Below are 24,963 nucleotides of genomic sequence, written 5' to 3'. Positions count from 1 at the left end.
TGTGGATGAGTGAACGACATGTACAGGTATTATTCTGTTCTTCCCGGATAAGCCTCCAATGCCTTTTGCAAAACAAAGAGTGCACGGGTCAAGTCCTCTTTCTTGAGCACATAGGCAATGCGGACTTCATTTTTTCCGGAACCCGGAGTAGTATAAAAACCGGAAGCAGGAGCCATAAACACAGTCTGCCCTTCGTACTCGAACTCAGACAGACACCATGCACAAAACTTATCCGAATCATCGACCGGTAGTTTGGCTACTGTATAGAAAGCACCCATAGGAATAGGAGAATACACACCCGGTATACGGTTCAGTCCGTCAATCAGGCATTTACGGCGCTCTACGTATTCATCATAGGTTTCACGCGAGTATTCTTCGGGAGCATCTAACGAAGCCTCAGCAGCAATCTGCCCGATCAAAGGGGGACTCAGACGTGCCTGACAGAACTTCATTACAGCATCACGCACCTCTTTGTTCTTCGTGATCAGGGCACCGATACGGATACCACATTCGGAATAACGCTTGGATACGGAGTCTATCAGCACTACATTATTTTCAATTCCTTCCAGATGGCAGGCCGAAATATAAGGTGAACCGGTATAGATAAACTCACGGTAGACTTCGTCGGAGAAAAGGAAAAGATCGTATTTCTTCACCAGATCACGAATCTGGTTCATCTCACGGCGGGTATACAGGTAACCGGTCGGATTGTTCGGATTACAAATCAAGATCCCCTTGGTACGCTCGTTAATCAGTTCTTCGAACTTCTCTACTTTCGGAAGTGAAAACCCTTCTTCGATTGTCGTGGCAATGGTACGTATCTTAGCTCCCGCCGAAATGGCAAAAGCCATATAGTTGGCGTATGCCGGCTCGGGAACTATGATTTCATCTCCCGGATTGAGGCACGACATGAATGAGAAAAGCACCGCCTCGGAGCCACCGGTAGTAATGATAATATCATCTGCCGTCAGGTTGATATTGAACTTTTCGTAATATCCTACTAATTTCTCGCGATAGCTACGATAACCGGCACTGGGGCTGTACTCGAGCACCTTGCGGTCGATGTTGCGTATCGCGTCAATCGCGGCCTGAGGAGTGGGCAGGTCTGGCTGTCCGATATTCAGGTGAAATACATGGATTCCCCGCTGTTTGGCAGCATCTGCCAGGGGAGCCAGCTTTCTGATAGGAGATGCAGGCATCTCTGTTCCGCGAATCGATATGGTTGGCATAATCTTTAATTATATAATGGTCAATTAATAAATATGAGCGGCAAATGTACATAATAAATCGGACACAAAGACATAAAAACTTTAAAAACCTTATCAAGGTTAAAAACGTTATGATAATCTCAACGGAAAACGATACATTTGTATAACTACAAACCTAAAACGATAACATAATGACCATAAACCTAATCACATTTGCATCGATTCTGCATAAGCAGGTAACTATACGTAGTTCGCACGAAGCCGTACTTAGTGAACTGGAAAAATATTTCACCGTGAAGTTTGTCGATTACCGGGACATCCACCAGTTGACAAAAGATGATTTCAGCATCATCTTCATAGCTACCGGAGGGGTAGAAAGATTGGTCATGCAATGCTTTGAATCGCTCCCCCGCCCTGCCATTATTCTGGCCGACGGAATGCAAAACTCCTTGGCGGCGGCGCTTGAAATCTCTTCCTGGTTGCGCGGCCGGGGCATGAAGAGTGAGATCCTCCACGGGGACTTTATGAGTATCGTCCAGAGAATACAGGTACTATATACCAATTTCAAGGCGCAGCGTTCGTTGGTAGGACTCCGCATCGGGGTGATCGGCACTCCCTCTTCCTGGTTGATTGCAAGCAATGTGGACTACCTGCTCGCAAAACGACGTTGGGGGATCGAGTATCTGGACATCCCGTTGGAACGGATTTATGATGTATATGACCGGATTAAGGATAACGAAGTCGGCGCTTCGTGTGCCGCTGTGGCTTCACAGGCACTGGCTTGCCGCGAAGGCACTCCCGAAGATATGATTAAAGCCATGCGTCTCTATCGGGCCATTAAGCGAATCTGTAAAGAAGAAAAACTAAGTGCAGTGACAGTGAGCTGCTTCAAACTGATAGAGCGTACAGGCACTACAGGCTGTCTTGCCCTTGCCATGTTGAACGACGAAGGGATCATTGCCGGATGTGAAGGCGACTTACAATCCGTATTTACATTATTAGTGGCTAAAGCACTGACCGGGAAAGTGGGTTTCATGGCAAATCCTTCGATGATAAACGCCCGTAACAACGAAATTATATTGGCCCATTGCACAATCGGAATGAAACAGACCGAACGTTACATCATTCGTAATCACTTTGAAACAGAAAGCGGCATCGGTATTCAAGGACTGCTACCGGAAGGAGATGTCACCATTGTGAAATGTGGTGGCGAATGCCTGGACGAATATTACCTGTCTACCGGAACTCTGACCGAAAACACCAATTACATCAATATGTGCCGTACACAAGTACGTGTAAAGATGAATACACCGGCCGACTATTTCCTGAAAAACCCACTGGGTAATCACCATATCCTGTTACAAGGCAATTATGAAAACTCCCTGAATGAATTCCTAATGGCAAACTCTTGTAAACGTACAGAATAGCCACACAGAGACTGAACGGGTCAGAAACTTTTTCTGATTCGTTCGGCCCTATTAATATATACAATGAAAAACACACTCGATATATGAAAAGAATCTCCCTGTTCGTGCTATTTATCTGCACGATCTTTTCCTGCCTTTCTGCACAAACCGACAAAGAGAATGAACGTATCAAGCAGAACTACATCCGGTCTATAATCGGGATGGATGAAGAGAAACAACCCTATTTACAATTATTGTCGAAGATTCCTCCCGAAAAAGAGGTTTCCGACCAGAACGTTATCGAACTACAACAACTTTATCCCATCCGACAGGAGGAGATACATCGCCTGATCAGCACGATCCGGGGAGACGGTTCATGGCCGGATATTAATTACGCTGACACAAAACGCTCGGGATGGGAACCGAAACAACATGCCGAACGAATACTGAAACTGACCAAATACTATGCCCGTGAACAAGAGAACGTATCTGCACAGGAGATTTCCGCAGTAGTCAGCATCATCCATCAGGCTATGAAGTACTGGTTCGTCCAAAAGCCGGTCTGCAAAAACTGGTGGTACAATCAGATAGGTATTCCCCGCACCTTGGGTCCGGCCTTCCTCCTTTTCGAAACCGAAATGACGGAGAAAGAAAAACAAGAGGCCATCCGGGTGATGGAACAATCACAGTTTGGCATGACCGGACAAAATAAAGTATGGCTGGCAGGCAACGTACTGATCCGGGGATTACTTCTGAACGATACCGAACTGATAAAGGAAGCACGGGAAAATATATGCTCGGAAATCGTACTGGGACAGAAAGAGGGGATTCAACCGGACTGGAGTTTTCATCAGCACGGTCCCCAGCAACAGTTCGGCAATTACGGACTCTCTTTTCTCTGTAATATGAGTTTTTACTCCGAACTATTTGCCGGTACGCCGCTGGCATTCGACCGTCGGCAGCAGGATATTCTCGTATCTCTGCTCCTGAAAGGGTACCAATGGATTGTATGGAGAGGGTACTGGGATGTGAACGGACTGAACCGACAACTCTTCCATAGTGCTGACATTCATAAATCATTCAATTTACTTTTCGCAGCCTGTTCTTTGATGAAAGGAAGCAATGATCAACAAGCGCGGGAGATAAAAGAGTTGATTGCACGCAACTTCCTCCATCCGGATACGAACAATGAGTTTACCGGAAACAAGTTCTTCGGAGATTCGGACCTCACCATCCACCGCACCCCCCATTGGATGGCATCCGTACGCATGGCATCCGACAGGGTGATCGGGACGGAGCTGGTAAATGAAGATAACCTGAAAGGCTATTATATGGCAGACGGAGCTATCTATACATACATTCGTGGTGATGAATACCACAATATTTTTCCTTTCTGGGACTGGCGGCGGATACCCGGTATTACAACCTACGAAAGTGACGCTCCTATTCCAACAGAAAGCGGAGCGGATTCACGCAATCAAACCAATCTCGTAGGCGGAACAACGGATGGGAAACATGGAATCACAGCCATGCACCTGAACCGTAACGGACTGTCTGCAAACAAAGTATGGATATTTACCGATGAATTTATCCTGTGCCTGGGCAGCAATATCCACACAGACAGCACAGCCACACTGATCACCTCCATCGACCAGCGTTTTAAGAAAGGAGAAGTATGGTCGGAAGGAAACCGCCGGTATTTTCATGATAACACCGGATATATCCTCCTGCAAGACGAACTTTGTCCGGTACAAACAGAAAAGAAGAAAGGACAATGGCATGACTTTATGGGAATGTATGCTCCAAAAATGCTGGAAAGTAATATCTTCTCTATTTACATAAAACATTCGCCCGGAGCCCCTGCCAGCTATCGGTACCTACTTCTTCCGGGCTCTACTCAGGAGAAGACAGCCACATTCGATACTTCGAGGATACAGATCTTGCGAAATGATGAAGAGGCACAGGTGGCTTTTACCGGTGGAATGTATTACATTGCCGCCTGGCAGACTGCAACCATCAGACTGTCCGGCAATAAAGAGATATGTATAAAAACACCGGGAACCTATCTGTATCGTGCAGACGGAGCCCCGGTGTCCCAAGCTGTTTTCCCGAAAAAAGGCATACAATAAAGCCTTCTTACAGTCTATTTTTTATTTTCCGGTAATTCGTAATAACGCACCCAGTCTACCTCCATCTGTACGGGAAGTTCAGTGTCGTCTATCTCGCCTGCCCATCCTCCGAGTATCTGGTTGAGCAAGAGGAAGAACGGAACGTCAAAAGGCCATTGCACAGAACCTTCTTCTTGAATACGGGGATAACTGAAGGTCAGGGAATCGTTGATAAACATATCTATTTTGTCCGGTGTCCATTCCATGCCGAACACATTAAATTCATGCGGATTATAGGACGCAGTGGTGTAATAATCCGGATCTGTTTTATGCCCTAATACCTTAATATATTCCGTATGCATGGTGTGGTAGACAAATGTATCCTTATTCAGCTGCTCCATAATATCGATCTCTCCACATTTAGGCCATGCCCCGTATGTGGTCGAATCGGTTGGTTTTAACCAGATGGCAGGCCAGGAACCTTTAGCACTGCCCAATTTGGCACATACTTCAAAGCGCCCGTACAAAAAATCTTTTTTGCCCAAAGTCTCCACACAGCCGGCCATATAGCGGATCGTGTCATTCGGATCGTTATTGGGCAAAGCACGCAAGACGAGCTTGCCGTCTTTTACAAAGGTGACAAAGTTATTATCCCGACAGAAAGGGTGCCAGGGAGAGAATACCCATTTTTCGGGATCGGGTGCACCGTCTTTATCGAACTCGTCCTGCCAGGTAAGTTTCCAGTCTATATCACTTTTATAAAGTTTACGGACAGGAGTGTCTTTACAAGAGGACAATGATATGCCGGCAAATACAAAGAAAGCAAACGGCAAAGCTAACAATAAGTTTTTGTGTTTCATGATATATTGGTTTAAAGTGGCATCTCTATCCATTTCCCCCCGTGCCATTCGGTCACTGTTTCAAAGCCTGCTTTCTGCAACGCGGCTAATGCCTCGGGACGTCCGCTATTGATCCGTTCGGGATAATGCGAATCACTGTTCACCTGTACACGAACTCCCAACTCCTTCAGCAACGGGAAATACCGTTCGTTCGGGAAGAAAGTATTCAAATGATGCAAAGCTTTTGTATTGATCTCTACAATATATCCTTTGGCTGCAACAGCGGAGAAATAGTCGTGTATCAATGCATCGTACCAAGACTCGTCCAACAGACCGGGGCGGTAACAGGCTGCATTGTGATGCATCTTATCGGCGTGTCCCAGAATATCAAAGCCTCCCAGTTCGACCATTCGTAGCAGACGGTCATAATACAGATGAATCACACGGTCGAGGTCACCGCCGAAATGCTGATCGACGATATCCCGGAACACCTCTGCACATACATCGATATCCACTACTTCATCCCGGTCATTGTAAAGCAGATGTACCGAACCGATACGGTAGTCGAGCGGCAACTCTTGGAAACGCCGGACGGAAGGATTACTGTCTTCGTTCAGGTAATCTATTTCCAGCCCGACAGCCAGTTCGATTTCCGAAGCATATTTCTCTTTCATCCGGGTAAATTCATCCAGATAGTCGTCCATACGATCCCATTCCATCGTCCAATGAGTCGGAAACGGCAGAGGGGCATGCGAAGAAATACCATAGGACGTAAATCCCCGGCTGATGGCAAAACGGATAAAATCCTCCATGCCGGCACGGCCGTCACAATAGAGGGTATGACTATGATAATTGGTCAGGTTCATGATTCTATTTCGCTAAGTTCAAGCCAACGCATGGTTTTCTCGTCTATCAGATCGTTTACCTCGGGCAATCGCTTCGATTTTTCCGTCAGTTCGTCTACCGAAAGCGTACCACTGCAGAGCAGTTCTTCTATCTGTAGTTTCTCTGTTTCCAGCTCGGCTATTTCCTTTTCCAGTTGTTCGAATTCCCGTTTCTCTTTGAAACTCATCTTGCGCTTCTCGTTCAGGCGGACACGGGCTGTTTTTTCTTCCTGTGGTTTCTCCGCCTCCTTTTCCTTTTGGGATTTGGCTTCTTTCCAGTCACGATAATCGCTGTAATTACCGGGAAAGTCACGAATATCTCCCTGTCCGTTGAATACCAACAGGTGGTCGACCACTTTATCCATAAAGTAGCGGTCGTGCGAAACGACAATGACACATCCCTTGAAGTTCTGCAAATATTCCTCCAACACATTCAAGGTAATAATATCGAGATCATTCGTCGGCTCGTCAAGTACCAGGAAGTTCGGGTTACGCATCAGCACGGTACAGAGATAAAGTCGACGGCGTTCTCCCCCACTCAATTTGTATACATAACTATGTTGAGTTTCGGGAGTAAATAAGAAGTGTTGCAGAAACTGGGAAGCCGTTAGCTTCTTGCCGTTACCCAACTCAATGACCTCGGCGATATCCTGCACAACGTCAATGACTTTCATCTGCTCGTCAAACTGTAATCCGTCCTGCGAATAGTATCCGAAACGTACGGTCTCTCCAATATCCAGTGTACCACTGTCAGGCTGCACCTGTCCCATCAATATTTTTATAAAAGTAGACTTCCCCGTACCGTTATTCCCCACAATTCCCATCTTTTCATAACGGGCGAAGATGTAAGAGAAATCTTCCAATATCTTCAGGTCACCAAAGCTCTTATAGAGATGATCAGCCTCGAATATCTTGCTGCCAATATAAGAAGCTTTCACTTCCAGCTTCACATTGTCATTGTTAAATCGTTGTTTGGCAACTTTCTCCAGTTCATAAAAAGCATCTTCGCGATACCGGGCTTTGTGTCCGCGTGCCTGAGGCATACGACGCATCCAGTCCAACTCGGTACGATATAAATTGTTCGCACGCTCTATCTCGACCGATTTCGCTTCGATGCGTTCCTGGCGTTTCTCCAGATAATAACTGTAATTTCCTTTGTATTGATAAACCTGGCGGTTGTCTATCTCGATGATTTCGGAACAGACACGGTCGAGAAAGTAACGGTCATGCGTCACCATCAGCAGACTGAGGTTCGTACGGCGAAGATACTCTTCCAGCCATTCGGTCATGTTGAGATCCAGATGGTTGGTAGGCTCGTCCAAAATCAGCAAATCCGGTTCGGTAATCAAAGCATTGGCCAAAGCTACCCTCTTAAGCTGTCCTCCGGAGAGATGCTTCACCTGTTGGTCAAAGTTCCGTATCTTGAGTTGCGAAAGTATCTGTTTAGCCTTCTGTTCATACTCCCAGGCCTTTTCATGGTCCATACGTACCAGCAGGTCATCCAGTCCCGGATGTCCTTCGGTTTCCATGCACCGTTCGTACTCCTTTATCAACTCCACGGTACTGTTACCATGGTGAAAGCAGGCTTCCAACACGGTCAATTCTTCAGGATATTGCGGATCTTGTTCCAAATAATCAACCCGGAGGTCACGGCGGAACACAATATTGCCGCTATCATATCCCTCCTTTCCGGAGAGTATATTTAATAAGGTGGTTTTACCCGTACCGTTTTTAGCGATCAAGCCGATACGCTGGCCTTCGGCAATACCGAAGGAAATATTTTCGAAAAGAACCAAATCGCCAAAAGATTTGGTAAGATTATCTACTTGTAAATAAGGGGTCATAATAATCGAATGTGATAATAGGTGGTTAGTGTATCAGCGCCTGCTTATATGCCTCTGCCACTTCGCAGGTTTCTCCGGCTCTCACCCGGCTCCACAGCAATTTCATCGGATCAATCAACTGTTCCGAACCTTCATACCGCAACACCGGCACTTCACGGTTACCGTCAACCAGCGTCATCCATTCCATACCCTCCACTTCATTAGCCAGAATCGTACAGATGGCGATACCGAACGCCAGCCAGGGTTCTTTTTTCTTAGGAGAGAGAACGCCACTGTCAATCACATCCTGTATCTTTTGCAGGTCTTCTTCCAGTCCCTGAAAGTCTTTTTTCAATTGCGTTTTCACCGTATCTGTCACCCACTCGTAGGCTTCGTTCACCTGATAAATCTCAGAAAGGCGAATAGGAATGATTTCCGCAGGATACTTTTGCCCGTCTTTACGGATCTCAAGGCTGGATATAATCTTTTCCGCCTCATCCACATGTTCTCCTTTCGGTACGGTAAACGAACATTCGAAAGCAACATTGTCAATGCCTGTCACCCAGAGATGGCTGGTGTAATAGATACCTTCTTCCTCAAACATCTCCTTGCTGTAGGCACATTCCAGATGTCCCACCTTCACCAGGGAGGCCGAAGGGTTTTCTTTCAGTTCCTGACGGACGGAATCCTTTCCATAATTCATACCGCCAGGTGCGGCAGCATCTTCTTTATAGGCTGATATACGGAAATTACCCGTCCAATGTTCGGGATTATAAAAAAGGAAGGAGCCTTCGCCGTCTTCAAATTCGCTCCAGTCTGACGGATATATCATTGAGAACCATGTCCCCGGGGAGATAAATTTCTTGCCTTGTATCATATTGCTTTCTGAATGTTGATAACCTTACAAAAGTAACAATCCCATCGCTGATATGCAAAAAATAGCATAAAAAAACAGCCGATTCTCACGAACCGGCTGTTCCAATCATCATCTATGAATGAAGACAGCTTTTTAGCGTCCTCAATATTTTCTGAATTCCAACCGGGCATAGTCCGACTGAAGAACCAATTTGTTACTGTTCAGCTTCTCTACGGCAAAGTCCTGTACCCGGCCATCCATGCCGAAAACTTTCATCTGTTCCGCCGTAGCGTCGAGTACTTGTATGTGCATGGAGTCGTTCTCGTAGACATATTTTCCATAGAACTCACTATTACCCAACTTCCTCAAGTGGATGATATCCATCTGAAAACTGAAATAAGTGTCCAGTGGAGTATCGATATTACCATCTTTATATTCTATACGTTGCATCTGCCACATTCCATCCAGATAGCGATGCCCGAATTTCTTTCCACACGACGTGAAACCCATCAGGACGACAAACAACAATAGGATTCCTTTTTTCATTTCTTCTTACCAATTAAACCTGTTTTACGAATGGTGAGCATACCTCCCCAACTTTCTCCTAACATATTGCCACCGTCTACCGCACCGGCCAGCGTGAAACTCCATCCCCGAATCTGTTCGGGTTTATAAGTCACTTCTAACAACCCGTTCTGGTTTCTTCTGATATTCCGGTACGGACTACCGTAAGTTCCCCAATGCTTAGCAACACTTACCAGAATGCGGTAATCTATCTCTGAGGTAGGACTGCCATTCAAACCGATATGGAATCCTTTCACACGGTTACTCTCAAAAGCCAGGTTTCCATCCTTATTATATATAGGTGAGGTAACCAACGGATTACCAATACCCTGTCCCCAATGTTCCCAACCGGCATACTGCGAATTATTATAATAATTATCAGCTCCGGTAAACGAATGATCAATGGCCGGAGTAGCAAAGTAATGGAAAGCTCCCGATTGGTGTTTCGTATACAAAAACTCTCCGACAATCGTTTTCACAAAAGGATTCTCCGGCAACGTCACCTCTAATCCGGCCAGACAATCTCTCCACATACCATAAGTCAGTGTCATTCCCGAGCGGTCTTCAAAAAAGTGCTCCCAGTAAGCCTTTATTTTCCAGGTCGGAAAATGATATCCCACAGCGGCACTGTAACTTCCGACGTGATTTCCCAGAATATTGATCTGGTCGCTCTCCGAAGCTCCACTGTCTCCGTTGCTTGGAAAGAAAATACGGAAAAAGTCTTTCCAACTGTCCGGTGTACGCAATACCGTCCCGTCCGGATAATAGCAATCGCCTCCAAACTGAGCTGCCATCTCGATACCCAATTCCACCGAAACAGGTGACTTCTGCAAATTCTCCACCTTCAGGAAAGCTGCTTTCGAATGAAACAGAGTCTCTTTCGTATATTTAGAACGCCCGGCAGTGAAACGCTCTTGGAACTTTTCATCCGTAAACATCCCATAAGCCACGTGTCCCTTGATATGCAACCAGTTTTTGGTCCACGGAAAAGGAATATACTCGGGTATAGAAACCCGAACTTGCGGAATAGGACGGGCATTGGTAGAAAAAGTCATACTACCGGAGCTCAACTGATCATTTTTCATTTCGTTGCCACGCTCCTTACTGCCGACACTTATTTCCATCCCCCGATAACGCAAATCCACATAAGCCTGTTGGATGAAGAATTTAGAAGTGAAGCGACTTGCACCCACCATTTCCAACCCAAAGGCATAAGAGAACTTTTTATCCTTCTCCAAATCCCGAAAGATACCTGCATCCAAATAAGCATTGTTTTTTCGAATAGACGAAAGCCCGTGCTTATTTGCCACGAGCCAAAAAGGCGTGTTGTGCCCACCACTTACGGTTGCACTGGTTTCAATCTTATAGTTTAGGCCTTTGTCAAATTGCGCCTGCACAGCCGCAGGAGCCATCAGCATCAAACAGCTGAATATGAAATAGTTTCTTCGTTTCATTCTAACGTGTGTTTGGAATACATCCAAATATTGAACGGCAAAAGTACAACAAAGACATGAAACTAATCTATATATTAGAGTTTTATTAGGATTATTTAGCTACGAACCGTACGAATCGTTTTTTAAGTAAGTCCCCGCCTTCGTTTTACTTTGGCGTCTCCAGATCACTTTCCTATCGGCTGTATCTTCCGGCGTACATCTTTCGAAATCTCCAGGAACATATAGTTCAGCTTGCCGGAATGAATGCCTTTCTCGTTTTCCTTATACTTCTTATTGGCATATTGTTTCGACTTCTCAAAGGTGAGCAGGGACATTTGATTCTGTGACTTGCCTACCATAGTGGAGTCCAGTTGTTCATCAGGGAAGAAGTCGTCCAGATCGACATCACCTATCATCGTTGTTTCCAGAAAATTCATATCCTTATGTGAATTGTCGGTGTAGTATCCCACAAACATGTGACCGGGAGTACGTACCAGAATCGGTTCGATATTGATGGCACGGAGCAAGGAAGCAAACAGGACACTGCCGTCCACACAGTTGATCTGTGATGACTCCAATGCGTCATCAAACGTACGTACACGCTGAGAATAAACCACATTGCTGGACAGACTGGTGTTGGACACCGAACTGTAACGGAATTTACGTTTCTGCAAAACATTCCATAATGCATATACCTGTTTATCCACAGCTCCGGGAGCCGGATTCTGATAGCCCAGGAAGCGATTGACTATCCGTGTGTTCAATGCTTCGCGAAGCAACTGGTCGATCATCGGATTCTCTTCGTTGACATATGCGGCAAAGAAAATCCCCGTATCGTGAAATTTTGTGCCATTAGTCACATACCCCAACAGACACTCGTTGACACTCCGTACAGAAAAAGTGCGTACACGCTGTCCCAGATCTTCCCCATTCATCTCTACCGTAACGGCCACACTGATGGGTTCCGCCTGGTTATTGTTTTTCAACGCTTCGTAGTTCCAAATGATATCGGGATAAATGGTATATTCCGTACGAGGCTTATTGAGCACGAACTCCGACACCGAACGTGAAAAGAATGGTGTTTCCGCAACATCGATCCGCACACGGCTATAAGCCGAACGTGATTTTACTTTTATGGCAATGCACGACTTGGGGTTACCCAGATATATGGAGTCGGCCGGTTGAATGACCTGGGCATCGGTCGTAGCCACCGAGAGAATGGCAGAAGGAAAAATATTTCCTCCCAGCTCGTCAGTTATCTCAAAGCCGGAAGTTGCGGAAGAGAACTTGAACACAGACACTCCTATAGCTATAAAGAACAAAGCGACAACCGTCCAAAGCACCTCACGTTTGCGTTGCTTGAAATCTATCTTAATCATTTTGATATTTCAATTTATTGACATAACAAAGATACAACATTTTTGTTGATAAAGTGTCTCCCGAACCTCGGGATTGTTGGTTTGAAAGCAAAGCCCCGTTGGTTTTAAACCCAAAGGGCATTGGTTTAAAAGGTAGGTCCGGTCGGTTTAGAACCAACGGAATCATGCCTACAGAGGGTTGCAGACGGGATGGAAATGTAATCGAATCGTAATACGTGTTTCATCCCCTCGTAACAAAAAGCCTCCATCTTTGCAAAAGAAAAGAAATAAAGTTTAACTTTGTAGTATTACATTAACAAAGAATACAATGAACGATTACCGTATTTTAGTGGTCGACGATGAAGAAGACCTCTGTGAGATTCTGAAGTTCAATCTTGAGAACGAAGGGTATGAAGTAGATACTGCCAACTCTGCGGAAGAGGCCCTGAAAATGAATATCAGCAGCTATCACCTGCTGTTATTGGATGTCATGATGGGGGAAATTTCCGGATTCAAAATGGCCAATCTGCTGAAAAAGGATAAAAAGACAGCGCAGGTTCCCATTATATTCATCACTGCCAAAGATACGGAAAATGACACCGTCACCGGATTCAACCTGGGAGCGGACGACTATATTTCAAAGCCCTTCTCCCTGCGTGAGGTCATTGCCCGTGTAAAGGCCGTGCTCCGGCGTACTGCTACCTCCGATACGGAAAAAGCACCCGAACAACTTTGCTACCAGTCTCTGGTGATCGATATTACCAAAAAGAAAGTAAGCATCGACGGCGAAGAAGTACCCCTGACCAAGAAAGAGTTCGAAATCCTCTTCCTGCTGTTACAAAACAAGGGACGCGTCTTCTCGCGCGAAGATATTCTGAGCCGGATCTGGAGCGACGAAGTCTATGTACTGGACCGCACCATAGACGTCAACATCACCCGGTTACGGAAAAAGATCGGTACCTACGGTAAACGTATCGTCACCCGCCTGGGATACGGTTATTGCTTCGAAACGGAATAGAGGCGAATCGGACCTCACCACAGAGTAGCACAGAGTTCCACAAAGATTATTTTCTCTTAATATCCTATAAACAAGAGATTAAAACCCTGTGAGACTCCTGTTACTCTGTGGTGAATCAAAACTCAAAAACATTACATATATGAACCTACCTGTCACCCAAAAGCACTTTCTCTCTTTCAGCCGGAAGTTATTCCTTTCGGTCATTTCCCTGTTCCTGGTGTTTGCCGCCTGCTTCATGGCCTATCAGTATCAGAGGGAGAAAGAGTATAAAGTAGAGTTACTGAATATACAGTTACAGGATTGCAATAATCTGCTGTACGAGAAGTTGTACGATCACCCACAGGATATGACTGAGGTGATCTCCGATTACCTGCAACATAACGTATTGAAAGATTTGCGCATCACTGTAGTAAACCTCGATGGGAAAGTGCTTTTCGACAGTCAGGAACAGAATGTGGAGCAGTTGGGCAATCATCTCGACCGGGAAGAGGTACAAAAGGCCTTGTACAATGGGGTCGGCTTCGATGTACGCCGCACCTCCGAAACAACCGGAGTCCCCTACTTCTACTCCGCCACCTTATATAAGGACTACATCATCCGCTCGGCTCTGCCCTACAGTGTCAGCCTGATCAATAACCTGAAAGCGGACCCGCATTACATCTGGTTCACCGTTATCGTCACCCTGTTGCTGATGATCATCTTCTATAAGTTTACCAACAAGCTGGGCACTTCCATCAGCCAGCTCCGCGAATTCGCTATGCGTGCCGACCGCAATGAACCTATCGAAATGGCGATGCAGTCGGCCTTCCCCCACAATGAACTGGGTGAGATTTCGCAACACATCATTCAGATATACAAACGTCTCCACGAAACGAAAGAGGCACTCTACATCGAGAGGGAGAAGCTGATCACACACCTGCAGATTTCGCATGAAGGGCTGGGAGTATTCAATAAAGACAAAAAAGAGATCCTGGTCAACAACTTGTTTACCCAATACAGCAATCTGATATCGGACTCAAACCTGGAAACGGCAGAAGAGGTATTCAATATCAGCGAGCTCAAAGAGATAACGGACTTCATCAACAAAGCTCCCAAACGTCCCGTCGGCAAGGAGGAGAAACGAATGTCCATCACTATCAATAAAAACGGGAAAACTTTTATCGTGGAGTGCATCATCTTCCAGGATATGAGCTTTGAGATCAGCATCAACGACGTCACTCAGGAAGAAGAGCAGATCCGCCTGAAACGGCAACTGACACAAAACATCGCGCATGAATTGAAAACTCCGGTCAGCAGTATCCAGGGTTACCTGGAGACCATTGTCAACAACGAAAACCTCCCGAAGGAAAAGATGAATGTGTTCCTTGAACGCTGTTATGCACAGAGTAACCGCCTGAGCCGATTATTGCGTGACATCTCCGTACTGACGCGTATGGACGAGGCCGCCAACATGATCGACATGGAAAAGATGGACATCAGTGTCCTGGTGACCAACATCGTGAACGAGGTATCCCTGGAACTGGAAGAGAAACACATCACGGTGGTCAATTCACTGAAGAAAGAGATTCAGATACGGGGCAACTACTCGCTGCTCTACTCCATCTTCCGCAACCTGATGGACAATGCCATCGCTTACGCCGGAAACAATATCCAAATCCACATCAACTGTTTCCGCGAAGACGAGAAGTTCTACTACTTCAGCTTTGCCGACACAGGCGTCGGAGTGTCGCCCGAACACCTGAACCGTCTTTTCGAACGCTTTTACCGAGTGGACAAAGGGCGCTCTCGCAAACTGGGAGGCACGGGGTTAGGACTGGCCATTGTCAAGAATGCCGTTATCCTCCACGGCGGAAACATATCGGCCAAAAACAACCAGGGAGGCGGTCTGGAGTTTGTATTCACCCTGGCTAAGGAGAGGTAGAGCCATCACCAGACCTTCTTTTTAAACCACCTGGTATCCAGATTCCCCAGTCCGGAATTTCCGGTAAGGTTGTCAAGAGCCACCTGTACGGCCTCCTTTTCAGCAGTATGACGTCCGGACAGGGTGTCACTGCTTAGCCAGAAAGCCTTGAGGAAGCGGAGCCGCGCATCTACCTCTTTCTTCCGGGCTTTTCCGGCAAACGGGGCAAGCGGATAGGCACGCACCCAATCTTTATTCCGGTTGTCCATCACCAGGCTTTCCAACTGTGCTATCGTATACTTTCCCACAAGAGCATCCGTATACTTCCGGAAACGGCTATATACACCGGAAGATTCCGTAACAGCCTTGGAAGCCGCGAAAACTTTTTCGTAACGTTCGCGTCCCAGTGCATTGTAGGCTTTCCAAAACCATGCCGTATCCACCACTCCCACCGAGATCTCCAAAGGTGACAAGAGTGTATAAGGCGTGATTCTTGCCTCATCCACATCATCATAACACTCCCTTGTGTAAGCATAAAACAAATTTGCCGCACAGGTCAGGCCTTTCCATCCGATAGCCTCTTCTACCATCTCCAGCCAACGGGGAGAATACACGGCCATCTCCACCAGGCGCTTCGGAGTGATACCCGCCCGTTCGACGAGCATCTTCAACCAGTCCGGCGTATCTGTCGGCGAAGGAGCGCAATGTAACATCAGATGACAGAACATACCTGTACGGCTTTCTCCGGTATCGTAGTACCATTTATCGAGCCGTATGAATTTCTCCTTACCCATCAGACTCAACAAGCGGATCATTAGTTCGGCTCCGGTCACCCCGTCCAGCTTCCGAGCCAACGAAGTGACATCGGTACAGGCTTCTCCCCTTTCCAGCTCGATGTCGAGGATACGTTCCGTTACTTTTTCCAATACTTTCTTGAAACGGCTGAAATCATAATCCCGGCAATCGGTATACAGCCGTTTCTCCTTTTGGTCTTTCTTATAGAAAAAGTCCACAGCCTCTTCTATCAACACAGGCGACAGGGGACGATCCATCAGTTCGACCATCAGTGTATCTTCGGACAGAAGCCCCATCTGACAGGCTCTCCCGAAGTCGACAGCACGAATAGGGAACTCAAGCGGATAGGGCTCTTCCTTATAGGATAAGAAATTACACAAACGATAGAGTTCGTAACGTATCTTGAAATCGGCCGTAAATTCATCATCGGTCAGTAAACGTTTCGGGTGCTTCAGCCAGCAGTCTATCCAATAACAATGAACAAGCACGACACGATGATCACTGGTGGAACCAAACCACTCGCGCACGCTATACAGGAAGGTGATATTCCGGGGAGTAAGCAAGGGCAAAAGATGGAGCAGGATGTAATGTGAAAACTTCAGATACACCTCCTGGTCCCGATAGTCCCACTCCAAAGCCCAGAGAATTTCACTCAGGGCATAGGGATGTTCCAGATGTTCCAATGCCTGTTCGTACTCCACCAAAGGTATTTTTCCGTATAATTTATCGAGTAACGTCCCGAAACCTTTACGCCAGACACTAGTCCGTGAATGGGATGCCATCAGGCACATTTCCAGTAGAAGCGAATAATCCTTCACTTCCGTCTCATAAAAATGTATCCATACATCGGCAAACGGATAGCGCCCTATCGCCGTTGGTGAATCCGAGTCGTGTTTCGCACTTTCAAATTGATCCCTGAACCGGTGTACCTCCCCCCAAGGATCACTATAAGTCAGATCACCATGAATGGCGATCTGATATTGTAGTTTGTCAAAAAGCTCTAATACTTTTCCTGACTGTATTCCCCTAAAGATTGCCTCTGTAGTAGGTTGTCCTTTTTTATTCTCCATGTTCAATTTGCTTGTTGTGTGTCTGACGTTTTCATGACTAAGTACAAATATAGAATAAAAATACTATCTTTGTCCCATATCAAAACAAAAGATTATGATGAACAATGTAAAATACCTTTCATTTGCCTTGATACTGGCATTCAGTGCCTGTAAAAGCGGTTCCGCCTCTAGTCAGGAGCCTTCCGAAAAGCAAGATACGGTTAAAATTTTCAATTTACCCCAGATACCTGTAGTACTGAATACCGTAGAACAACGTACGGACTATATGGTAAAACACTATTGGGATCGTTTCGACTTCTCGGACACCACCTACATCAATCAGGCCGAAGTGCCCGAACAGGCTTGGGTAGACTATTGTGACCTGTTGGAACATGTGCCCTTGCCTGTGGCACAAACTGCCATGAAAGAAACTTTCAACCGGGCGGAGAAGAACCGGAAGATGCTTCATTTCTTTGAGGAACTGGCCGATAAATATCTGTACGATCCCAACTCGCCTATGCGCAACGAAGAATTCTATATCCCGGTACTGGAAGCCCTGATTGCCTCTCCCGCACTGGACGAAACGGCGAAGATACGTCCGCAGGCACGGTTGGAGCTGGCACAGAAGAACCGGTTAGGCACTAAGGCACTCAACTTCACCTACACATTGGATTCGGGCGTCAAGGGTACGCTTTATCAGTTCCCTGCGGAATACACACTGCTGTTTATCAACAATCCGGGTTGCCATGCGTGCGCGGAGATGATAGAGGGGTTAAAGGCTTCTCCGGTCATCAACGGATTCACAGCCGCCAAGAAACTGAAAGTCCTGTCCATCTATCCGGATGAAGAATTGGATGAATGGAAAAAGCACCGCAACGACTTTGCGAAAGAATGGACCAACGGATATGATAAAGAACTGGTCATCAAAAACAAAAACCTGTATGACCTGAGAGCCATTCCCACTCTTTATTTACTGGATAAGAACAAAACCGTATTGCTGAAAGACGCCACCCTGCAAAAGGTAGAGCAGTATCTGGCAGAACGCGGCTGAACAAGCATACCGAAGCGGGGCATTTCACTCCAAAGACATACGGAAGGTCGGGTTATCATTTTGACAGAATGATAATCCGACCTCTCTATTTTCCGTTCTTTCGGGCCGATACACGGCAAGGTTCTGAAAAACGCTCCCTATTCGATTGCCCGTTCATCCATTCGACAGTAATTACCTCCTTTTATCCACCGGAAGAAAGCTACCTGGAAATGTTCCGTCCATAAAGCAGTTTTTTAGAGACAAACCCGCTCTTTCCGACACTCCCCGAACGATCATATCCGGTAAGCAACCGGAACAAAACCCGGAGCTATAAGTCCCGGTTTTCATGACAATATATGTAATGGAGCATAACATATAGAGATATTTGAAAAAGAAGTAAACCTTTTTGGAAAATGCTTACTTCTTTCGGAGCAAATGTACCCGTCTTTTGGAGTGAACGCCTGCTTCTTTTCTGCAAAAGCCCGGCTCTTCACCACTCAAAACCCGGCTTTCGGGGCAGAAAAGCCGGGCTTTCCTCCGTTTTTTCTTCCGGTTCACCGGTTTTAGAGAAAGAGTGTGTCAGCCCAAAGAGCGATTATCCGTCATTCTGACATCATTATCGCCCGGGGTCAAGACAAATGACACCGACTGTTTACGTTATTCCGATCACCTGCCCGATGCTGTTCCGTCCGCTCTGCGATGCACAAAGAATAATCACAAATTAGTATGCTATTTCTAATATTCTTTTTATCTTTGCAGTGCATTGGTTTGTATTCTCCGTGTTCCGGGGATGCAATTAAAAGGGAATCAGGTGCAAATCCTGAACAGTCCCGCTGCTGTAAGTTTCACATCAGATTGTTGTAAGCAACCACCACTTGCCACTGGGAAACGTTTCCTGGGAAGGCGCTTATCAACAGAAACGAGTCAGAAGACCTGCCTGTGCATCTTTTTCATTGCTTTCGAGGAAAAAGCGTTGAGTCTAATGAGCCGGAACTATTCCATCCGTCATTTTATTCATCACTCTGATTCAGAGAAAGTAAGTTATGATAATAAACTCTGCCAAGTTTATTTAGTGTGTCCGGCCGAAGTGAGTTCGTCCGGACATTTTAACAACAAAAAACAAAGATGAATATACTCAGATTACCTAAGCTATTATACTCCTGTGTTGCTTTCTGTTGCTGCCAGGCTCTTACCGTTTCGCTTTCCGCCCAGCAGCAGAAAGTAGATACTGCCCGTACTTATTCAATCCCCGAAGTAACCGTTGCCGAAGCATACCACACCCGCGAAGTGAGAGCCATGGCTCCCACTCAGGTGTTCTCTAAAGAAGAACTCAAAAGCCTCAACGTATTGCAAGTGTCGGATGCCGTGAAACACTTTGCCGGAGTTACGGTGAAAGACTACGGCGGCATCGGCGGACTGAAAACCGTTTCATTGCGGAGTCTCGGAGCCGAGCATACCGCCGTGGGATATGACGGAATAACGATCAGCGACTGCCAGACGGGGCAAATAGACATCGGACGTTTCTCACTGGACAATGTAGACCGCCTGTCACTCAGCAACGGACAAAGCGACAACATCTTTCAGCCCGCAAGGTTTTTCGCTTCCGCCGGGATACTGAACATACAGACACTGACACCGCAATTCAAAGACAACCGGCGTACCAACCTGAGTGCCTCGTTCAAAACGGGTTCGTGGGGACTGGTCAATCCGTCTCTCCTGCTCGAACAGAAACTGAGCCGTAAATGGGTGCTCTCCGCCAACGGCGAATGGATGTCGGCCGATGGTCATTATCCTTTCACATTGCATTATGGCGAGGACAATGACCTGACCTCCCGTGAGAAACGGAAAAACACGGAAGTGAAAAACCTCCGTGCCGAAGCGGGATTGTTCGGCAACTTCTCGGATACGGAACAATGGCGGCTAAAGGCCTATTACTATCAGTCGTCCCGCGGACTGCCCAATGCCACGACTTACTATTACGACTACTCTTCACAGCATCTCTGGGATAAGAATGTCTTCGTGCAAAGCCAATACAAAAAAGAATTCAGCCGCCAATGGGTCTTCCAGACTTCGGCCAAATGGAACTGGAGCTACCAACGTTATCTCGACCCCGACTATAAAGGTTCGGAAGGCAAAACGGAGAACAGTTATTACCAGCAAGAGTATTACCTCTCGGCTTCGGCGCTCTACCGGGTGCTCAGCAACCTCTCTTTTTCGCTTTCGACAGACGCGAGCATCAACCGGCTGAACGCGAACCTGAAAGATTTCGCATATCCTACCCGTTATTCGTGGCTGACGGCTTTTGCCGGAAAATACGTTAACGACTGGTTGACGGCATCCGCCTCGGTACTGGCAACGGTCATCAACGAAGAGGTGCGCCAAGGCAGCGCCGCAGCCAACCGGCGGAAACTCTCTCCGTACGTCAGCGCGTCGTTCAAGCCCTTTGCCAGCGAAGAGTTCCGCATCCGCCTGTTCTATAAAGACATCTTCCGGTTGCCCAGCTTCAACGACCTGTACTACGGGCAGGTGGGCAACACGAACCTGAAACCGGAAAGCACCACACAATACAACCTGGGACTGACGTACAGCCGATCGATCAATGAACTGATCCCCTACGTATCCGTCACGGCAGATGCTTATTATAATAAGGTGAAAGACAAAATCATCGCCATCCCCACCAAGAACCTCTTTATATGGAGCATGGTGAACCTCGGCAAAGTGGACATCAAGGGAATAGACATTGCCGGAAACATCAGCCTGCAACCCTGGGAGAAACTACGGGTGAACCTTTCGGGGAACTACACTTATCAGCGTGCACTGGATATGACCGAACCGGGAGGGAAAACCTACAAGCAACAAATCGCCTATACTCCCCGTGTATCCGGATCGGGACAAGCCGGCATCGAGACTCCGTGGGTGAACCTCTCCTACTCGTTCCTCTTTTCGGGCAAGCGCTATATGCTGGGACAGAACCTTCGCGAAAACCGGCTGGACAGTTACAGCGACCACAGTGTATCCGTCAGCCGCGATCTGCGTATCCGTAACGTAAACACATCCCTGACAGTGGAAGTGCTGAACTTACTGGACAAGAATTACGAGATAGTGAAGAACTTCCCCATGCCGGGACGCTCGGTGAGAGTGACGATGAAAGTAAGATACTAAAGATACTCCAGACATTGAATCAGTAATTATCAAAAGAATCAGCAATATGAAAACAACTTCATTCAATAACGGCAGAAGCAATTCCTCTTCCCTCTTTCGGAGAGGTATCGGAGGCGTGTCCTTCTTTTTCCTCCTCTTCCTGCTTCTCTTCGCCTCGTGCGATGACCTGGAAGACACGGATACCCCTTCGGGTGGCGACGACGGTATGCCCGCCGAAACCGGAACAGCCGAACTCTACATCCTCAGCGAAGGACTCTTCAACCTGAACAACAGCTCGCTGGCTTTGTATTCCTTCAAGAACAATCAGCTGAACACCGACTACTTCCGCAGCATCAACCGACGCGGCCTGGGGGATACCGCCAATGACATGGGCATTTATGGAAGCAAACTCTATATCGTGGTCAATGTATCGAGCCAGATAGAAGTGGTCGACCTGCAAAGCGGCAAGTCTGTCAAGCAGATACCCATGCTGTCAGAAAACGGAAGTTCCCGGCAACCCCGCAACATCGCTTTCGACGGAGGCAAGGCATACGTGTGTTCCTTCGACGGAACAGTGGCGCGAATAGATACTGCCTCTCTTTCCATCGACGCACTGACCCGGGCGGGCAGAAACCCTGACGGCATCTGCGTGCAGAACGGAAAGCTGTATGTTTCCAATTCCGGAGGACTGGACTGGGAAGGCATCGGGGTAGACCGCACGGTCTCTGTGATCGACATCCCTTCTTTCACTGAAATCAAGAAGATAGAAGTAGGTCCCAATCCAGGAGATATACAGGCCGGGCCGGATGGCAGCGTCTATGTAGCCACGCACGGCGAAAACATAGAGGCGGGTGACTATCACTTCGTACAAATAGACGGTCATACCGATCAAGTGGTACGGACTTTCGACGAAAAGGTGTTGAGCTTCACCATTCACGACAACATGGCCTATCTGTATAACTACGACTACCGCACCCAAGATTCTCAAATCAAAGTCTTCAATCTGAAAGCCGGAAAGACAGAGCGGGAAAACTTCATCACAGACGACACCACGATACGCACTCCTTACAGCATCAGTGTCAACCCTTACAGTGGAAACGTCTACATCACCGACGCTTACGACTATAAGGTGAAAGGAGATGTGTTATGCTTTAGTCCGCAGGGACAACTTATATTTAAGCTGCCCAATGTGGGAATCAACTCCAATACCGTCCTGTTCCGGAACAAAGCCTCCCAAGGCAATCCCGATGAAAATCTCGCAGACCCGGAAGCAGGCGCTTTCGCCAATAAAGTATTGGAGTATAATCCGGCGCCATCACAATATATGAATACCTCTTATACTGCTTACGAAGAGGGATTCACCGGTATTCAAGTGTTGGCACGCGCCACCAAACTGCTGCAGGACCGCACCACCTGTCTCTTCACGCTCGGAGGATTCGGAGGTAACATTACCGTGGGATTCGACCATACCATCCCCAACGTCCCCGGTGAATATGACTTCAAGATATACGGCAACGCCTACTATGATATGTATGGCACTCTGCTGGATAAACCCGGAGGAAACTCCGAACCGGGAATCGTGCTTGTATCCAAAGACACGAATGGCAACGGATTGCCGGATGATGAGTGGTACGAATTGGCAGGAAGCGAATATAACTCGCCTGCCACCATCCGCAACTACGAAATCACTTACTACCGTCCCACTCCGGCAGACGGGGATGTGAAGTGGAAAGACAATCAAGGCAAAGAGGGATACATCTACCGGAACACGTATCACACCCAGGGTTCTTATTATCCGGCATGGATGCCGGCTGAAATCACATTCCGCGGAAGCCGCCTGGCGGACAACTCCATCAACGAGCCGCGTCCGGGCATGCCCGAGCATTGGGTAGGCTACTGTTATGCCTGGGGATATGCCGACAACCATCCGAACAATACGGAATATTCTCAATTCAAGATAGACTGGGCGGTAGATAAAGACGGAAAACCGGTTCATCTGGACGGCATCGACTTCGTGAAGATTTATACAGCGGTCAACCAGAACTGCGGTTGGCTGGGTGAAGCCTCTACGGAGATACAGGCGGTGGAAGATTTACACTACAAGAAATAATTATCTCACTTATTTATATATTTAATTTTTGTAACATGAAAAAAATAAATGCTTTAATTACTAAAATGTGCTTTATTGCACTTTGTGCTTTGCCAATAATCATCTCTTCATGTAATGACGATGATGATAAATATTATTATCCTACGAATTTCGAAAATCTGAGTCTTCCCAATGACACTATCATTGCTAAAGGTGAAGATTTAACTTTAAAGCCTACCCTAAACCTAATTAACCCTAAAATCTATTCTTGGAAAATAGATGGCAAAGAGGTATCCAATGAGGTTAACTACACTTTCAGCACTTCGGTTGGAGGAAAACACGAGATCATTTTCGAAGCACAAGACTCTAAAGGGAACACGGATAAAGCCCAAATAACAGTAGATGTTTTCGCATATTACGGTGGTTTCTATGTGATTAACGAAGGATGGGCAGGTCACGATCCAGCCTCCGTAAATTATTATAAAGATGGAAAATGGAACTTTAACATTGTTGAATCACTTGGCCAAACAGGAACTGTTGGAGTCATTCAAGATTCATACATGTATATCGTAGCTAAAGATGCTCCATATCTAACCCAAATCGAGCTGGCTAACTTCAACATCACCAAACAATTAAGTACAGAAATAGAAGAACAATTAGACTACGGACAAGCAAACAGTTTCTGTACAATTAATGAAACTACAGGTATATTGACCGCAAGCAGAGGTGCCTATAAAATTAATTTAAATCCATTATCTATCGGCAATATGCTCCCACAACTCAATAGCGAGTCAGCCAACGGAAATGGCTGTAAAGACATCTTAAAGTCAGGCGATTATGTATTCGTAAATAATATGGATACAATAAAGATCTACAAATCTTCCGACCTCTCTTTCGTAAAAAAACTAACCGCTTTAATGAAAACGGGATTCGCGCAGACAAAAGATGGAAATATCTGGGCCGCCAACGGCCAATCGTTAATAAAAATCGATCCTAAAACGTTAGACGAAACCACTGTTGAGCTACCTGATAATATAAATGTGTTTTATAATCAATGGGCATATACTCCTACAGGATTATGTGCATCTACAACAGAAAATGCATTGTATATAGTTAATACTACTGTCGTGCCAGGTGCTTATGGCGATAGTTACTATGGAAAAAACATCTACAAATACAACACGGAAAGCAAAATTGCTCAAGAATTTTTCAAAGCCCCTTCCAAAATACAATCAATATATGGTGCAGGCATACAAGTGAATCCTCAAAATGGAGATGTCTATCTTATTTACACTGAGGATGGCTATGGTACGCATTATTTAAATACTAATATTTATGTGGCTGATGGTCAATCCGGAACACAAAAGCAAATAATTGACTATACAGGTAAATATTGGTTTCCTTCAAGCATAGTTTTTAAATAATTAATACAAATATGGGGTTGTATCAACGTTTTGACACA

The 24,963-nt window shown here is 46.4% G+C and carries 17 protein-coding genes and 1 riboswitch; of the genes, 8 read left to right on the top strand and 9 right to left on the bottom strand.

Features of this window, described 5'->3' with window-relative positions:
* Positions 1-29 precede the first annotated feature (29 nt).
* Positions 30-1,229, bottom strand: coding sequence for a pyridoxal phosphate-dependent aminotransferase (locus tag BF9343_RS07365; RefSeq protein ID WP_005776370.1), 1,200 nt, complete (start codon positions 1,227-1,229; stop codon positions 30-32).
* A 170-nt stretch (positions 1,230-1,399) separates the two neighbouring features.
* On the opposite strand from BF9343_RS07365, the gene BF9343_RS07360 reads away from it, so the two are divergent.
* On the top strand, positions 1,400-2,635 hold the full coding sequence (locus BF9343_RS07360) for a fucose isomerase (protein ID WP_005795164.1): 1,236 nt from the start codon (positions 1,400-1,402) through the stop codon (positions 2,633-2,635).
* An 83-nt stretch (positions 2,636-2,718) separates the two neighbouring features.
* A complete protein-coding gene (locus tag BF9343_RS07355; RefSeq protein ID WP_010992593.1) occupies positions 2,719-4,743 on the top strand; it encodes a polysaccharide lyase 8 family protein in 2,025 nt (674 codons plus the stop codon).
* A 14-nt stretch (positions 4,744-4,757) separates the two neighbouring features.
* On the opposite strand, the gene BF9343_RS07350 is transcribed toward BF9343_RS07355, so the two are convergent.
* The 7 genes from BF9343_RS07350 to BF9343_RS07320 form a co-directional block, all read right to left on the bottom strand.
* A complete protein-coding gene (locus BF9343_RS07350) occupies positions 4,758-5,582 on the bottom strand; it encodes a glycoside hydrolase family 16 protein (RefSeq protein WP_005786402.1) in 825 nt (274 codons plus the stop codon).
* Positions 5,583-5,593: 11 nt separating this feature from the next.
* Positions 5,594-6,427: a histidinol-phosphatase gene (locus tag BF9343_RS07345; protein WP_005786401.1), complete on the bottom strand. Its 834-nt coding sequence runs from the start codon at positions 6,425-6,427 to the stop codon at positions 5,594-5,596.
* Entirely contained in the window at positions 6,424-8,289 is a 1,866-nt protein-coding gene (locus BF9343_RS07340) for an ABC-F family ATP-binding cassette domain-containing protein (protein WP_010992592.1), read from the bottom strand. Before BF9343_RS07340 ends, BF9343_RS07345 begins: the two co-directional genes overlap by 4 nt.
* Before the next feature lie 25 nt (positions 8,290-8,314).
* Complete coding sequence (locus tag BF9343_RS07335; protein ID WP_010992591.1) at positions 8,315-9,145, bottom strand: DUF3805 domain-containing protein; 831 nt, start codon at positions 9,143-9,145, stop codon at positions 8,315-8,317.
* A gap of 141 nt (positions 9,146-9,286) precedes the next feature.
* Positions 9,287-9,670 carry a lipocalin-like domain-containing protein gene (locus BF9343_RS07330; RefSeq protein ID WP_005786398.1) on the bottom strand — a complete coding sequence of 128 codons (384 nt, stop codon included), beginning with the start codon at positions 9,668-9,670 and terminating at the stop codon, positions 9,287-9,289.
* The gene (locus BF9343_RS07325) at positions 9,667-11,142 is read right to left on the bottom strand and encodes a capsule assembly Wzi family protein (protein WP_005786397.1); all 1,476 of its coding nucleotides are present in this window, start codon (positions 11,140-11,142) and stop codon (positions 9,667-9,669) included. The genes BF9343_RS07330 and BF9343_RS07325 overlap by 4 nt, the downstream gene beginning before the upstream one ends.
* A 164-nt stretch (positions 11,143-11,306) precedes the next feature.
* Complete coding sequence (locus tag BF9343_RS07320) at positions 11,307-12,500, bottom strand: hypothetical protein (RefSeq protein WP_005786395.1); 1,194 nt, start codon at positions 12,498-12,500, stop codon at positions 11,307-11,309.
* Positions 12,501-12,807: 307 nt separating this feature from the next.
* Between BF9343_RS07320 and BF9343_RS07315 the strand changes: the two genes are divergently transcribed.
* The gene (locus tag BF9343_RS07315; protein ID WP_005786394.1) at positions 12,808-13,497 is read left to right on the top strand and encodes a response regulator transcription factor; all 690 of its coding nucleotides are present in this window, start codon (positions 12,808-12,810) and stop codon (positions 13,495-13,497) included.
* A 139-nt stretch (positions 13,498-13,636) separates the two neighbouring features.
* On the top strand, positions 13,637-15,418 hold the full coding sequence (locus tag BF9343_RS07310) for a sensor histidine kinase (RefSeq protein ID WP_041926194.1): 1,782 nt from the start codon (positions 13,637-13,639) through the stop codon (positions 15,416-15,418).
* Positions 15,419-15,423: 5 nt separating this feature from the next.
* Here BF9343_RS07310 and BF9343_RS07305 read toward each other — a convergent pair whose 3' ends face one another.
* Positions 15,424-17,262 carry a DUF5724 domain-containing protein gene (locus tag BF9343_RS07305; protein ID WP_010992587.1) on the bottom strand — a complete coding sequence of 613 codons (1,839 nt, stop codon included), beginning with the start codon at positions 17,260-17,262 and terminating at the stop codon, positions 15,424-15,426.
* Positions 17,263-17,356: 94 nt separating this feature from the next.
* On the opposite strand from BF9343_RS07305, the gene BF9343_RS07300 reads away from it, so the two are divergent.
* The 4 genes from BF9343_RS07300 to BF9343_RS07280 all read left to right on the top strand — a co-directional run bounded on the left by BF9343_RS07300 (position 17,357) and on the right by BF9343_RS07280 (position 24,925).
* Positions 17,357-18,292, top strand: coding sequence for a DUF5106 domain-containing protein (locus tag BF9343_RS07300; RefSeq protein ID WP_010992586.1), 936 nt, complete (start codon positions 17,357-17,359; stop codon positions 18,290-18,292).
* A 726-nt stretch (positions 18,293-19,018) separates the two neighbouring features.
* A riboswitch (cobalamin riboswitch) is annotated at positions 19,019-19,226 on the top strand.
* A gap of 170 nt (positions 19,227-19,396) precedes the next feature.
* Positions 19,397-21,433, top strand: coding sequence for a TonB-dependent receptor plug domain-containing protein (locus BF9343_RS07290; protein ID WP_010992584.1), 2,037 nt, complete (start codon positions 19,397-19,399; stop codon positions 21,431-21,433).
* A gap of 46 nt (positions 21,434-21,479) precedes the next feature.
* The gene (locus BF9343_RS07285; protein WP_010992583.1) at positions 21,480-23,522 is read left to right on the top strand and encodes a DUF5074 domain-containing protein; all 2,043 of its coding nucleotides are present in this window, start codon (positions 21,480-21,482) and stop codon (positions 23,520-23,522) included.
* Positions 23,523-23,557: 35 nt separating this feature from the next.
* Positions 23,558-24,925: a DUF5074 domain-containing protein gene (locus BF9343_RS07280; RefSeq protein ID WP_010992582.1), complete on the top strand. Its 1,368-nt coding sequence runs from the start codon at positions 23,558-23,560 to the stop codon at positions 24,923-24,925.
* Positions 24,926-24,963: the final 38 nt, after the last annotated feature.

It is taken from the genome of Bacteroides fragilis NCTC 9343, from assembly GCF_000025985.1.
Taxonomy (GTDB): Bacteria; Bacteroidota; Bacteroidia; order Bacteroidales; family Bacteroidaceae; genus Bacteroides; species Bacteroides fragilis.
Note: the sequence above shows the minus strand (reverse complement) of the source record. Positions and strands in the feature narration are given on the sequence as shown.